Source organism: Bacillus sp. AC266 (assembly GCF_979253805.1).
On sequence record NZ_CEEDEC010000001.1, the window covers coordinates 408,378 to 423,214 of the forward strand.

Genomic DNA, 14,837 nt, shown 5'->3' on the forward strand with positions numbered 1-14,837 from the left:
GGATTAAAAATGAGAGGAAGTGTTAAAATTGGTGAAATTAATTGGGATTTTACTTGTTGCGGTTGGGTTTTTATTTAGGCTAAATACACTGTTAGTAGTTATGGTTGCGGGTATTGTTACTGGTATGGTTTCAGGCTTAAGTTTTTATGATGTAATTAGCATGTTCGGTAAATTTTTCATAGAAAACAGATATATGTCTATGCCAATCATATTAACTTTACCGGTAATCGGAATTTTAGAGCGTTATGGTTTAAAAGAAAGAGCAGAAGCACTTATAACGAAATCAAAAGGAGCAACAACTGGAAGAGTATTAATGTCATATTTTACGATAAGAGAATCATCAGCAGCACTTGGACTAAATATTGGTGGTCATGCGCAAACGGTAAGACCGCTTGTTGCGCCGATGGCAGAAGGGGCTGCGCAAGGTAAATACGGTAAACTCCCTGAAAAATTGAGAGAAAAGATTAAAGCAAATGCAGCAGCTGCGGAAAATACAGCTTGGTTTTTCGGAGAAGATATTTTCATCGCAACTGGAGCCATTTTATTAATGAAAGGATTCTTCGATTCAGTAGGTATGCATGTCGGTGTATGGGATATGGCGCTTTGGGGAATTCCAACTGCGATATCTGCCCTTATTGTGAGCTGGATCAGGTTTAGAAGGTTTGATAAGTATATAGAGAAAACAATGAAAGCAGAAGAAAAACAAGAGAAAGAGGCTATATAAGATGAACATCATAACAATGGATACAATTTATTATGTATTAGGTATAATCGTTGCATTTATCGCTGTTCGTATTGCATTTGATCGTGAGCATCCAAACCGATTCGGTTCTAGTTTATTTTGGGCATTGTTTGCAGTTACATTTTTATTCGGAAATGTAATCCCTTCGTTTTATGTTGGCTGTATTGTGCTTGTTATGGTTGTTTTGGCTTCATTAAATAAAGTAACAAAATCCGAGGAGAAAGAAGTACCAGTACAAGAACGTGTGAAACATGCTGAGAAATTAAAAAATAAAATTTTTATGCCTGCAATATTAATACCTATTTTTACAATTATCGGAACGTTAACGTTAGGAAAAATCAAATGGGGAAATGTTGCACTTGTTGATCCTGATAAAGTAACATTAGTTGCATTAGCGTTAGGGGCATTACTTGCATTCATTGCGGCGATGCGTATTACAAAAGCGAAAATAACAACGCCTGTTCAAGAAGGAAGTAGGTTACTACAGGCTGTCGGTTGGGCAGTTATTTTACCACAAATGTTAGCAGCACTTGGCGGTATTTTTGCGAAGTCTGGCGTAGGACAAGTCGTTTCGGATCTAGTCGGACAAGTGTTACCGACAGAGTATCCATTCGTTGCTGTTATGGCCTATTGTTTAGGAATGATGCTATTTACAGTCGTAATGGGGAATGCATTCGCAGCGTTTGCAGTAATCACTGGTGGAATCGGCTTACCTTTAATTGTGCAAATGCACGGAGGAAACCCAGCAATTATGGCAGCACTCGGTATGTTTGCTGGATATTGCGGAACGTTGCTTACTCCAATGGCAGCAAACTTTAATATTGTTCCGGCAATGCTTTTAGAACTGAAAGATAAGAACGCTGTTATTAAGGCGCAAGTACCAATTGCTCTTTCCATTTTTATTATAAATATGTTTATTATGTACGGCCTTGTATATCGTTTCTAATTAGGAGAGTGAAACTATGAAAACAGTATTAGTAACAGGATTTGATCCGTTCGGGGGAGAAAGTATCAACCCAGCTTGGGAAGTAGCAAAAAGTTTGCATGAAAAAACAATCGGAGAGTACAAGATTATTAGTAAACAAGTTCCAACCGTATTTCATAAATCAATAAGAGTATTAAAAGAGTATATAGAAGAGTTGTCGCCTGACATTATTATATGTATTGGACAAGCTGGGGGCAGACCAGATGTTACGATAGAGCGTGTAGCAATTAATATTGATGATGCAAGAATTGCTGATAATGAAGGGAATCAGCCGGTGGATATGCCGGTTGTAGAAGAAGGCCCTATTGCGTATTGGTCTACACTTCCGATGAAAGCAATCGTGAAAAAACTTCGCGAAGAAGGTATACCGTCATCTGTTTCACAAACTGCAGGTACATTCGTTTGTAATCATTTATTCTATGGACTCATGCACGAACTAGAGAAGAATGATAAGAAAATAAAAGGCGGATTTGTTCATATTCCGTTCTTACCAGAACAAGCGAGCAACTATCCAGGTCAACCGAGTATGTCACTTTCTACTATTAGTAAAGGTATAGAATTGGCAATTGAGGTAGCGATGGAAGTTGAGGTGGATATTGTGGAAATTGGGGGTACGACGCATTAAATAATAGTAGATTAAAGAGGGCTGATGCAGCCCTCTTTGTGTGTTTGTATTTTGTAATTGAAGATGCAGTATAGAATATAAAGGGAAAGGTTGCAATGGGAGTATTCTAACAAATATGGAATTGTTCCAAATAAAAGGGAACTTTTTAAATAGTTTCTTAATGATGTAGAATTTTCGTCTATATGAATGGATAAAAAGTTAAGTGCTGATAAACTCAAAGACATACAAAGTAATGATTTTAAAATGGTGTGATAAAAATATCACACCATTTTTATGTAAAACAAACAGAGTGAATTTTTTTCCATTAGTAAAGTATAACTGGGTAAGAGATAATCATCAGAATTGTTAATTGTACTATGATTTTTCAAAACTGATAAATTTAAATATAAGTACGGTAAGAATGCGATATTTATCTAACTTTTACAAAAAAGAGTAACCCATTTGGCTACTCTTCACATAGAAACTTGTATTTGTTCATTTCAATAAGAGACCGTTATTGAAGTCCCTTCATGAAATTTTGGATTTTTGATGATAATGTAAACAGCAGGATGCTAACTAAAATGGAGATAGCACCAATAATACCAAAGTAAATTGCTTCTGTTGCAGGATTATACAGTTTAACAACTTGGGCATTTATTGCTTGCGCAGACGCAGTTGATAAGAACCATAAGCTCATGGTTTGCGAAGAGAAAGCAGCTGGAGCCAGCTTCGTCGTTATTGATAACCCTGAAGGAGATAAACAAACTTCTCCAATTACAATTAAAAAGAAGCTAAGGACTAACCACATAGGATTCACTAAAGAGTGAGTACCGTTGATTAAAGCCGGAATAATCATAACTAAGAATGATAAACCTGCAAATAGCAATCCAATAGCGAATTTTTTTGCCGTTGAAGGCTGCTTCTTGCCTAACTTTATCCAAACCCATGCAAAAATTGGGGCAAGCGTTACGATAAAGATTGGACTTAATGATTGGAACCAAGCGGAATGCAATGTAATTCCATTGAACTGTAATTGAGTTCGTTGATCCGCGTATGTGGCTAAGATAATAGCACCTTGTTCTTGTATAGACCAAAATATTGTAGCTGCAATAAAGAGTGGTATATACGCAAGAAGACGAGATTGCTCTACTTTTGTTGTTTTAGGACTACGATACATATAAATGAAATAATAGGTTGGAATAACAATCCCTAAGATACTAATCAGGAATGTAAAACGATTTATAGTTAACAACCCAGTTGGAATTGTAACCACACCTAGCAATGTTAATACAACTAGACCAACACTGAAATACTTAATAGTCTTTTTTCTTTCCGAATCTGATAATGGATTAGGTACTTGCGTACCGACTAGACCAAGGTTTTTCTGTTTTGTTCCAACAAATACCCCTAACCCAATTGCCATACCAATTGCCGCAACTCCAAAACCAAGGTGGAAATTATATTGCTGACCTAATGTTCCGACAACTAAAGGTGCAAGTAAGGCACCTAAGTTAATACCCATGTAGAATATACTGAACCCTGAGTCACGACGCGCATCTGTTTCACTGTATAAACTTCCTACGATGTTCGATATGTTAGGCTTTAACAACCCTGTTCCTAGAACTAAGAAGACCATAGAGATAAATAACGCACTTTTACTACCCGGTAAAGCTAAAATAAGATGGCCAATCATAATTAAAACGCCACCAAAGAATACGGTTTTACTTGGACCAAATAAACGATCCGATATCCATCCACCGATAATACTAGACATGAACAGTAAGGAACCGTAAATTGCCATTATCGAGGTTGCGGTAGATTGTTCAATTCCTAATCCACCTTTTGCGACTGAATAGTACATATAATACAGTAAAATAGCTCTCATTCCGTAATGAGAAAACCTTTCCCAAAACTCAGTGAAGAATAAAGAGAATAATCCTTTTGGATGCCCAAAAAATCCTGTTTGAGGAATACTTTGAACAAGTTCGTTTTTTTCTTTCATAATGTTAATATTACCCCTTGTTAATTTTTTATATTATACAAGTATAACTTAAGAGGCTCCCAGTAGTCCATAACTATCTAAGCCCATCGATGAAGAAAAGCAGCCTTCTGGCTGCTTTCTAAATGATAACTTTATTTTAATTGAACAGTAGTTATCTTTGAAACTTTAATTACACCCAAAAAAGTTGGGGGTTAATTCATGCAATGAAGTAAGTAAAATGAATTGTACAACAACTATTGTAAACAACTGGTATAATAAGTTTAGGAATATACTTAGAGGTGATTTTTGTGCAATTTGAAGAAGTACGTTCAATTTTAGAAAAAGCGAAGAAAATTACAGTGTTAACAGGTGCTGGTGCAAGTACGGAAAGTGGTATCCCAGATTTTCGTTCAGCAAATGGATTATATGCTGATGCGAATGTAGAGATGTATTTGTCGAGAGGCTATTATAATAGAAATCCGAAAGAGTTTTGGAAGCATTATAAAGAAATCTTTCAAATTAATACGTTTCATCAATATAAACCAAATCGAGGGCATCGCTTTTTAGCGGAGCTAGAAGAACAAGGGAAAGACATAACGATTTTAACGCAAAATATTGATGGTTTGCATCAAGTAGGTGGTAGTAAACATGTAATTGATTTACATGGAACACTTCAAACTGCACATTGTCCGAAGTGTAAAACGGGATATGATTTACAATATATGATTGATCATGAAGTACCGCGTTGCGGGAAGTGTAATTTCATTCTAAACCCAGATGTTGTTTTATACGGAGATACACTGCCTCAATATCAAAATGCAATAAAACGTTTATATGAAACAGATGTACTTCTCGTAATGGGAACGTCATTAAAAGTGCAACCTGTCGCTTCATTCCCAGAAATCGCAAAGAGAGAAATAGGCGCAACAACAATTTTAGTAAATGAAGAGTTAACAGGGCAAGAATACAATTTTGATTTTGTTTTTCAAAATAAGATTGGTGAATTTGCCAAAGGGTTATCTTCGATTAAATAAGTTTTTGTTTTCGTAAAGAAACTGAGGTGAATGATGTCCACCTCAGTTTTTTTGCATGAATTATATTCATGTTATTGCGTATAAGGGGAATGGTAATAAATAGGATGATAAAATCGAAAACTGAAAATTAAATCTTTTATTTCTTTTGTAATTAATATAAAATTCTATATATAGCATATAAATAAATTTAATACATAATGGTTCATGCGTAGAAATGTTAATAGAATGAAGCGAGGGAGCAAAATGAGACAGAAAAAGGAGAAACAGAAACAGTCGAAAAAGAAAAAGACTCATATTCCATTTCGGTTAAATGTACTATTTTTTATCGTTTTTCTTTTATTTTCAGCTATTATTATTCAATTAGGTAAAGTACAAATCATCGACGGAGAAACGTATCGAAATGAAGTGAATAAAAAGGAAGATATAACGGTGAGTACGCCAGTTCCGAGAGGGAAGATGTTTGACCGGGAAGGGAAAGTTATTGTAAATAATAAACCGTTACGAACTGTTACATATACGAAGATGAAAGGAGTGGGCTCAAAAGAGGTTTTAATAGTGGCAAGAAATTTAGCAAAGCTAATTGAAATGCCGCAAGAAGATATGGACAAGTTAACAGAGACAGATAAAAAAGATTTTTGGATGCAGTTAAATGAAAAACGTGCAGCAACAAAAGTAACGAAAGAAGATGAGAGTAAATTTAGGAAACAGGAAATAGAAGGGAAAGACTTAGATAAGAAAGTAGAAGAGTTGAGACGAGAAAGAATTACACAAGAAGAATTAAACGAGCTTTCGAAAGAGGATATAGAAGTACTAGCAATTAAAAGCAAAATGAATGCGGGATATAAAATGACGCCACAAATCGTCAAAAAAGATGTAAGTCAAAATGAATATGCAGTAGTGAGTGAAGGATTATCGAGCTTGCCAGGCGTAGATACGACTGTGGATTGGGAGCGCGAATATCCAAATGACAAAATACTACGTTCTGTACTTGGTAGTGTTTCTACTGAGAATGAGGGATTACCAAGGGAGCAATTAGACTATTATTTAGTGCGAGATTATAACCGAAATGATCGTATTGGTAAGAGTTACATCGAAAAACAATACGAAGATGTGTTACATGGAACGAAAGAACAGTCTAAAAATATTACGGATAAAGCTGGAAATATTATTCGGACTGAAAAAGTGACAAAAGGAAAAAGTGGAAATAATTTAATGTTAACAGTTGATATGGATTTACAGAAAAAGGTGGAGGAAAGTCTTGAAAGGAATTTAAGGGCATTTCATTCTTCTGAACCGATGATGGATCGTGCATTCGTCGTTATGATGAATCCGAAAAATGGTCAAATTCTATCATTAGCAGGAAAGAAAATTGTAAATAAAGATGGCGGGATGCAAATAGAAGACTACGCTTTAGGAACGATGATAAGTTCTTACGAGTTAGGATCAACGGTGAAAGGAGCTACGGTATTAGCGGGATATCAAACAGAAGCTATTAAGCCATATACGCATTTCTTTGATGCACCAATGTACTTTAAAGGAAGTTCGAAGCCGAAGAAATCGTGGAAAGACTTTGGAGATATTGATGATTTAAGAGCATTGCAAGTTTCATCCAATGTCTACATGTTTAATACGGCGTTAAAGATTGCGGGGATTGATTATGTACCAAACAATCCGTTAGATATTAGGCAAGAAACATTCAATAAAATGCGCTATTACTTTAGACAATTTGGTTTAGGTGTACCAACCGGTATTGACCTTCCAAATGAATCGATTGGCCAAATGGGTAGAACAGATAATATACCTGGTTTTTTACTTGACTATGCCATTGGACAATATGATACATATACGCCGCTTCAGCTTGCGCAATATATGTCAACGATTGCAAATGGTGGTTACCGAATGAAACCACAAATTGTACAAGAAATTAGAGAGCAACCGAATAGACCAGAGGAAGTCGGGAAAGTTATGCAATCGATGGAACCAGTCGTGTTAAATCGAGTGGATATGGATCTTTCATATATAAATCATGTGAAAGAAGGGTTTAGAAGGGTTTTCCAAGAGGTAGATGGGACCGGTGCTGGAACTTTTAAAGGTTTACCGTATAAACCGGCTGGGAAAACAGGAACAGCAGAAACAGTGTACGGTGGAGAAAGTGATATTGGAAGAGATGAAAACAACTATCGAAAAAAATGTTATAATTTAACTCTCGCCGGGTATGCGCCATACGATGCTGATCCGGAAGTTGCTTTTTCTGTTGTTGTGCCATGGGTAAATAATGATAAATCAGGTATTAATTCTGCAATTGGTAAAGAGGTTTTGGATGCATATTTTGATTTAAAAACGCAGAGATCGGGTGTAAGTCCAGTCCCAGTAACACAATAGCCGAGTAAGGCACAGTAAAAAATTCAAATTGTAGTATATCACTGCGCAAATGAACAGGTGCAGTGATATATTTTTGAGTTAAAAAGTGTTTTGATAAGGTGGGAATGGATATGAAAGAGGAGAATAAGAGAGGTTGGGGAAAGTACATACTATTTATATTTGTCCTAGTAGTAACGTACCAGTCTTTCACTTTATGTAAAGTGGAAGGAAAATCAATGCAGCCAACTTTACATGAAGAAGACTACGTATTTGTAAATAAAGCTGCGGTACATTTTTCTAGCTTACAGCACGGAGAAATCGTCATTATTAAGGAAGAGGATGAGTCGAAATATTATGTGAAACGTGTAATAGGGCTTCCTGGTGACGTAATTAACATAACGAATGGAACTGTATACGTAAATGACAAAAAGCAAGATGAACCTTATATAAAAAAAGATTTATATAACAATACACAAGTGTTTTATAATTTTCAAAAGACAAAGATTCCGCCAAATAAGTTATTTGTAATGGGAGACAATCGTGAACAAAGTAAGGATAGTCGAAATGGTTTAGGATATATTGAAGAAGATAATATAATAGGAAAAGTGGAATTTGTGTACTATCCTTTTTCGAAAATGAAAATCATAAAATAAGTGGGGATTCACAAAACCCCACTTATTAAAGTTTCACTTTATCCCGCATTAACGGGCAGTAAGACTCCCACTTTAAAATTCAGCTGGGGCAAAGAAGTTAGGTGGGAGATCAACTGCCCGTAAAAGCCCGATTGGTGAAGGCTAATAATCAGTGGGGGATGGACAAAACTCCCCCACTGATTAAAGTTTCACTTTATCTTCTTTAAAAAACCTTTTGGATTAAATGATATGAAAAACTTATGTTTAGATTCATCGATTATGAAATTGCTATTTTTAGTTAAAAACTCTTCCACAGCTTCCATTGGGCCAGGGCCCCAATCAGGAAGGAGAGGATTTCCGTTAATACTTGTATCTTCTACAATAATGTAACTGCCAGTGGTTACAATAGATTTATAAAGTAAGAGTTCTTTCGATACATGTTCTTTACTATGATCAGAATCTAAAATAACTAAAATCACATCATCAGGTTTGCGCATACTTAATATTGATTGGACGGCCTGTACAGAAACAGATGAAGCTGTTAAATACGTAATTCGATTATGGGATGGCCGATTTGGTTGCGGAGTTATATCGATAGTAAGTACGTGACCTTTTCCAATTAAATCTAACATAGAAGCTAAAAACAGTGCACTACCACCGTGAAAAGTTCCGCATTCAATAATTAAATCAGGCTTTAATTCGTATAATATTTCTTGATATAAAAAGAGATCAGAAGGAAGTTTGCAGATTGGAACCCCGAACCAGTGTGTACCATGTAGCCAAACGTTGCTGTCGTAATATTGTTTTAGAAATTCGCTACTAATGTTATCGATTTTGAATTCTCCTTTCTAAAAAGGATTCTTTCATACGTAAAGAGTTTACGTATGAAAGTTGTACTATATATTATGTGGTAAGGGATTATAAGGCGAGTGTTTTCACGTGAAAATAAGCCAAATAACACATGTGGAAAATGAATTGCTTACAAAAGAAGATGTAAATGAAAGGAAATGATCGTATGTATAAGTACACAATTTGCTTCATTAGAAAAGGAGATAGAATACTTTTACTAAATAGAAACAAGAAGCCGACAATGGGAATGTGGAATGGTGTCGGAGGGAAAATAGAAGAGTATGAAACGCCATACGAAGGAGTCATTAGAGAAACCTTTGAGGAAACGGGAATAGAGCTTCCAAGTGTAACGTATAAAGGGAATGTTATTTTTAAAGTTAAAGACGAACCTTTGGGTAGTGAGGGAATGTATGTATTCCTAGCTGATTTACCAGATGGAGTACATATTGATACGCCAGTAAGCACTCATGAAGGTATATTAGAATGGAAGTCAATTGATTGGATATTAGATGGTGATAATAGAGGTGTAGTTAGCAATTTGCAAAGATATTTACCGACATTATTAAGTGAGGACAACAATTTAGAGCATATATTCATATATGATAATCGGAATATTATTGATTACAAAACTACACTTTTGATAGAAGATAATACGAAAAAACGATATGAAAAATATCTCGTTTCTCAATAAGAGAAGAAACGTTAAAAAACGAAGAGAAAGCCAAATTCTTTATGGGAATTTGGCTTTTTACAAGGAATGCTAATTCAAATTTTACTCTTCATAATTTGCTTTAATAATAAAGCGGTGTTGCTTCACATCGAAATATCCTTTTTGCAAGATGATCTCATGTATGCGATATAATTCCTCGTTATAGCTTTCTACTGTAAAATCAGGAATTTGCCACGGAATTGCTTGCAAGTAATAGACAACAGCACCGACATCATAAAAACGCTGAAGAGGGAATTCTTCTTTCGCTTCTAAAATAGTAAATCCATTTTGTTCTAATTCACTACATGCCGTTTCGAGTGACCAACTTGAAAATTCGCTATTCAGCGGTGTGCCAAACTGCTCATTCAGTTCCGCACAATCAAGACCACCGACTTGTTGTGTAAGAAATGTTCCATTGATGGAAAGACTTCTTTTCACTTCAGAAGCAGAATAGGATTCATGTTGATTCACAATTAAATCAAACTGACCATCTTGAAATGGTAAAGCAGTATCATCAGTCACTTCTACGACTATAACTCCTAAAGGTTCTAATTTCTTTCGTGCAATTGGGACATTCGGAGCATAGCCTTCAGTCGCATAAATAGTTGGCGGGAACGGTTGTAACATAGATAAAAACTCTCCGCCACCAGTCCCCATATCTAGCATTGATTCTGCATGCTGCATAAGCTGGAAAGCAGTGCTACCGTATGACCATGATAGGGGCTCGCTATTCATACGGCCAGTTTCTGAAATGAAAGAGAAATCCCAGCCGCTAAAGTTAGTCTTTGCACTTTCTAATAGTGCTGAAAATAATGGATCACGTTTCATATTGTTGTCCTCCTATTTCGTTAATAAATGATATAGTAAGAAAAGAAAAAGGGAGGACCTCTTATTAAAGTGGAACGGTTTTATGTTTCGTGTTCGAATAGATTCATATAAATTAGCTCCTTACGAGAATGGTTATTTATATATTCGGGAGTATCGAGTGAAAATCCTTTGAAATTATAGGGGAAGGCAGTTGTTTAATGAAAAATTGGATGGAGTTTACAGACAAAGAGTACGACCAAATATGGGATAGGGTATATAGTGATTTTGAGTTTTCGCCAAGTGATTCTACATTCCCATCATTTAAGGTGCCAAGTCCCTTTATAACATATGATATTTCTCATTACTTCAGAGAGTCGGTAGATTTAGATGTATATGACGACCTGGAAGAAAAAGCATTACTAGTTTTTAAAGAGAATACGGTATCGAATGAATATATAATGGCACTTGATTGGCAACATGAATGTTACTGGGTAAATCCACATTTAAAGTTTGATAGAAATGAATTTGATGAGTGGACAATCCCGATTTTTCCAAATGGAGATTATTATTTCTTTATTCAGAAGGACTTTAAGTGGGGCTATTTAGGGCATCCGTGGGAGGAGAGTATAACGATATTTGGAAAAGAATTAATAGATGCTTTTGATCAACATAAACCGGAAATGTTTCATAAGATTTTAAGGCAGGGTTAATGTTTAAAAGAGAAAAAACGTTTATACTTCCAAATGAAGTATAAACGTTTTTATTATTAGCTGTTTTCATATAGATTGTTGCTTTCTTTACAAATACTTAAAAACAAAAATCTTTTGGCAAAGTCCCACTTTTTATTACCGTTCTTAATCCATGTTTCATAATCCAAGGATTAACAGGATGGTTTTTATCGAGTAATTCTCGCAACCATTGAAAAACGAGTTCGTTATCTTCTTTCGTAATATCATTAATGTGATTGGCTACAGATTTTTGAACATACTTAGAAGGGTCATTCATTAATGGCTCAAGAAGCTTTAAATTATTTCTGAAGTCACCTTTCAAAGCTCCTATTTTTTTTGCCCAAGGAAGTCTTGGTCTAGTACCTTCTGAAACTAATCTCCTGATGTGGCTGTTTTCATCACGTAACCATTGCTGCAATATGTCTAAGGTTTCTTCATGGTATTTTTCAAGATAAGGACGAATGGCATATTCAGCAGTATTTCTTTTTGTTATTTCATACATTGCGTTGAATGAGGAGTCAAAATCGTTAAGCCCATATTTTTCAACGTATTTTGCGATAGGCATATACATATAACCCTTTGTAAATGTGCCGACTTCTGTTGTATTTTCTGGTCCTAATGTTTTCAGTAATATATGTATTGCTTCATTAAAATCTTTTTGTAATGCATTGTGTAATTCATCTGCTATTACTTCTATACGTTGCTTTAACTCTAAATTTTCAACTTTATATGTTACGGAATCTACAAAATTTTTTTTAGAGAAATTAGGAACGTGTTTAGAAATAGAATCAGCCATTTTTTCTGCTAATTCTTCGTTAAATAAAAATTTTAACGGAACATATTTACCCATTTTTTCACCCCATTGGTCGGATAAAAACAATGTTTATTTTTTAATCGACAACCCATACACCAACGTCTCACTTGGAGTCGTAATACTAAAACCAGTTGTTTTATAATCAAGTTTTAACGTACCACCAGTGTAGTCTTTCGTGAATGAGTCCATTTGTATAATAAGCTGTTCATCTTCATATACAACATCATCCGCATTATATGTATCCCAAATTAAATCAACATCAACAAAAATGCTGCAAGAGTTTGTCATAGTTCCTCTAATACGAATGATCTTTTTGTCTTCACGTTCTAGTCTATGTATAGCAGCTTTTGCTTCATCAGTAATACGAATGTTCATGTGATCCCAACCTTTAAGTGTATTTACTTTATTATTGCAAAAAGATAAGAAATAGGGAAGTAAATGGAATTGTAATAAAAAAACGAGCAAACAAATTTGTTTGCTCGTTTTGCTATACTCTATTTCAGTTCACATTTATCAAGTGGAATGACTTTCGTTTTCTTAGTAAATTTATAACCTAACCATAGTACTAAGAAGAGTGGTAAACCGATGTAAGAAACGAGTACACCGTTCCAGTCGATAGATGCTCCTGTAAATGCTCCGTAGTTTTGACCTAAAATAACGATAACACAAAGTGTAAATGCAAAGATTGGACCGAACGGGAACCATTTTGCTTGATATGGTAAATCTTTTAAATCTTTCCCTTGTGCAATATAAGCTTTACGGAAACGGTAATGACTAATAGCAATCCCTACCCAAGCAATAAATCCTGACATCCCAGAAGCATTTAATAACCAAATGTATACAACACCGTCACCGAATAAAGAAGCGATGAAAGCGACGCTACCAACTACTGATGTTGCGATTAATGCGTTAACAGGTACACCGCGGCTATCTAATTTTCCTAAGAACTTTGGTGCTTTTCCTTGGCGAGCTAAATCCCAAAGCATACGAGTTGATGCGTACATTCCAGAGTTACCAGCAGAAAGTACTGCAGTTAAAATAACAGCGTTCATAACAGAAGCAGCGAAGGCAACGCCCGCTTTTTCAAATACAAGTGTAAATGGACTTACTGTAACATCACTTGCTGCAAGGCTATCAGTCGTATAAGGAATTAATAAACCGATAACGAGAATTGCTAAAATGTAGAATAATATAATACGCCAAAAGATAGAACGAATTGCTTTTGGAATATTGCGTTCTGGATCAGCAGTTTCACCAGCAGCTACTCCTAATAATTCAGTTCCTTGGAATGAGAAACCAGCAGCCATAAATACACCGATAATTGCCATGATGCCGCCATTAAATGGTGCATCTGCAACAGTGAAGTTTTTAAAGCCGACAGATTCGCCGCCCATAATTCCAAAAATCATCATAAAACCGACAATTAAAAAGATAATAATAGTAACTACTTTAATAAGTGCGAACCAATATTCAGATTCACCAAAACCTTTAACAGATAAATAGTTTAAGAGAAAAATAATAGCTAAACAAAGTCCACTCCAAATAAGAGAAGGGGTATCTGGGAACCAAAATTTCATAATTAATGTTACGGCCGCTAGTTCAGCTGCAATCGTAATCGCCCAGTTATACCAATAGTTCCATCCAAGTGCAAAACCAAGTGATGGATCAACAAATTTTGTTGCATAAGTACTAAAAGATCCAGTAACAGGCATGTAAGCCGCGAGTTCTGCTAAGCTTGTCATTAAAAAATAAACCATAATTCCAATTGCGGCATATGCGACTAATGCACCGCCAGGACCAGCTGAATGGATAACACCACCACTGGCAAGAAATAATCCGGTACCAATTGTACCACCGAGAGAAATCATCGTAAGGTGACGAGATTTTAATCCGCGTTTTAATTCACCTTGTCCTTGTGTAGTTTGCGTTTTAGAGGTAGATTGATTTGTTGCGCTATTCATGTTCAACACTCCTTTTCTTGTAGGTTAGGAAGGAGCGGGGGAGAAAAATACAAAAAACCGCCAAAGGAATTAGGCGGAACGTTTCACAAATAACCACCCCATCATACCCTTCCGTTAAGATAGCACACCACGTTTACACGGTAATTTTGTAAACGTGACAGTTCTGTTCCTTTCGGAGACAGCCCCAGCTCATATTTCCAGAGAAGAAATATAAACTTCGGCAACTTTTCCTTTCAAACGGAGTCAGTGACATTCGCTGTGTCTCGTCCATTTTACTTTTAAAAGTCGCAACCTCTACCTCATCGGATTGATGAGGATTTATATATTGCTAAGATATTTAATATATGGCAATTGTAATGACTTTCTGAATATATTGCAAGGGATTTTGTTAGGAAAAGTCAAAAAATATCGGTTATTGTATAGGAAACGCTTGCAAAACTCCACCCGAACCTACTTTTATGTAACAATAAGCAAAGAAAAAATTGTTATACAAATGTTTCGCAAAAAATATTGAAAAACCCTTTAAAATTAAAAGAAAATTCAGAAAATATAATTCGACATAACTATTAAAAGGGGATTATTCCTTAAATTCGTTTCAAAGAAATAAGTATAAATCCGATAAATAGAATG

14 protein-coding genes and 1 riboswitch are annotated in these 14,837 nt (G+C 35.4%); of the genes, 8 read left to right on the forward strand and 6 right to left on the reverse strand.

Annotated elements, in window-relative coordinates:
* Window positions 1-28 precede the first annotated feature (28 nt).
* From AC0IXC_RS02040 to pcp, 3 genes are read left to right on the forward strand one after another with little or no spacing between them, the layout of a single operon-like run.
* On the forward strand, window positions 29-724 hold the full coding sequence (locus tag AC0IXC_RS02040) for a DUF969 domain-containing protein (protein WP_002142352.1): 696 nt from the start codon (window positions 29-31) through the stop codon (window positions 722-724).
* Between the two features lies 1 nt (window position 725).
* Window positions 726-1,688, forward strand: a complete 963-nt coding sequence (locus AC0IXC_RS02045) for a DUF979 domain-containing protein (protein WP_033709246.1) — start codon at window positions 726-728, stop codon at window positions 1,686-1,688.
* 16 nt (window positions 1,689-1,704) lie between these two features.
* Window positions 1,705-2,352 carry a pyroglutamyl-peptidase I gene (pcp, locus tag AC0IXC_RS02050; RefSeq protein WP_326996270.1) on the forward strand — a complete coding sequence of 216 codons (648 nt, stop codon included), beginning with the start codon at window positions 1,705-1,707 and terminating at the stop codon, window positions 2,350-2,352.
* 493 nt (window positions 2,353-2,845) lie between these two features.
* Here the strand turns inward: pcp and AC0IXC_RS02055 are convergent, their stop codons facing one another.
* Window positions 2,846-4,333 (reverse strand): peptide MFS transporter, encoded by a 1,488-nt coding sequence (locus tag AC0IXC_RS02055; RefSeq protein ID WP_016101120.1) that lies wholly within the window; start codon window positions 4,331-4,333, stop codon window positions 2,846-2,848.
* Between the two features lie 287 nt (window positions 4,334-4,620).
* Between AC0IXC_RS02055 and AC0IXC_RS02060 the strand changes: the two genes are divergently transcribed.
* The 3 genes from AC0IXC_RS02060 to lepB all read left to right on the forward strand — a co-directional run bounded on the left by AC0IXC_RS02060 (window position 4,621) and on the right by lepB (window position 8,360).
* Window positions 4,621-5,346, forward strand: coding sequence for an NAD-dependent protein deacylase (locus AC0IXC_RS02060; RefSeq protein ID WP_061675358.1), 726 nt, complete (start codon window positions 4,621-4,623; stop codon window positions 5,344-5,346).
* Window positions 5,347-5,571: 225 nt separating this feature from the next.
* Window positions 5,572-7,728, forward strand: coding sequence for a peptidoglycan D,D-transpeptidase FtsI family protein (locus AC0IXC_RS02065; protein WP_471652519.1), 2,157 nt, complete (start codon window positions 5,572-5,574; stop codon window positions 7,726-7,728).
* 110 nt (window positions 7,729-7,838) lie between these two features.
* A complete protein-coding gene (gene lepB / locus AC0IXC_RS02070) occupies window positions 7,839-8,360 on the forward strand; it encodes a signal peptidase I (protein ID WP_326996272.1) in 522 nt (173 codons plus the stop codon).
* A gap of 188 nt (window positions 8,361-8,548) precedes the next feature.
* Here the strand turns inward: lepB and AC0IXC_RS02075 are convergent, their stop codons facing one another.
* Window positions 8,549-9,172, reverse strand: a complete 624-nt coding sequence (locus AC0IXC_RS02075; RefSeq protein WP_080118273.1) for a cephalosporin hydroxylase family protein — start codon at window positions 9,170-9,172, stop codon at window positions 8,549-8,551.
* Window positions 9,173-9,354: 182 nt separating this feature from the next.
* Between AC0IXC_RS02075 and AC0IXC_RS02080 the strand changes: the two genes are divergently transcribed.
* Complete coding sequence (locus tag AC0IXC_RS02080) at window positions 9,355-9,879, forward strand: NUDIX hydrolase (RefSeq protein ID WP_002190054.1); 525 nt, start codon at window positions 9,355-9,357, stop codon at window positions 9,877-9,879.
* An 81-nt stretch (window positions 9,880-9,960) separates the two neighbouring features.
* Here the strand turns inward: AC0IXC_RS02080 and AC0IXC_RS02085 are convergent, their stop codons facing one another.
* Complete coding sequence (locus AC0IXC_RS02085) at window positions 9,961-10,725, reverse strand: class I SAM-dependent methyltransferase (RefSeq protein WP_326996273.1); 765 nt, start codon at window positions 10,723-10,725, stop codon at window positions 9,961-9,963.
* Between the two features lie 197 nt (window positions 10,726-10,922).
* Here AC0IXC_RS02085 and AC0IXC_RS02090 point away from each other — a divergent pair, with 197 nt between their 5' ends.
* The gene (locus tag AC0IXC_RS02090) at window positions 10,923-11,414 is read left to right on the forward strand and encodes a DUF2716 domain-containing protein (RefSeq protein ID WP_326996274.1); all 492 of its coding nucleotides are present in this window, start codon (window positions 10,923-10,925) and stop codon (window positions 11,412-11,414) included.
* Window positions 11,415-11,511: 97 nt separating this feature from the next.
* Here AC0IXC_RS02090 and AC0IXC_RS02095 read toward each other — a convergent pair whose 3' ends face one another.
* From AC0IXC_RS02095 to AC0IXC_RS02105, 3 genes are all read right to left on the reverse strand, one after another.
* Window positions 11,512-12,282 carry a DNA alkylation repair protein gene (locus tag AC0IXC_RS02095; RefSeq protein ID WP_088039675.1) on the reverse strand — a complete coding sequence of 257 codons (771 nt, stop codon included), beginning with the start codon at window positions 12,280-12,282 and terminating at the stop codon, window positions 11,512-11,514.
* Window positions 12,283-12,315: 33 nt separating this feature from the next.
* A complete protein-coding gene (locus AC0IXC_RS02100) occupies window positions 12,316-12,621 on the reverse strand; it encodes an iron-sulfur cluster biosynthesis family protein (RefSeq protein ID WP_002013598.1) in 306 nt (101 codons plus the stop codon).
* A 119-nt stretch (window positions 12,622-12,740) separates the two neighbouring features.
* Entirely contained in the window at window positions 12,741-14,207 is a 1,467-nt protein-coding gene (locus AC0IXC_RS02105; protein WP_016095732.1) for an amino acid permease, read from the reverse strand.
* A 112-nt stretch (window positions 14,208-14,319) separates the two neighbouring features.
* A riboswitch (Lysine riboswitch) is annotated at window positions 14,320-14,512 on the reverse strand.
* Between the last annotated feature and the right edge of the window lie 325 nt (window positions 14,513-14,837).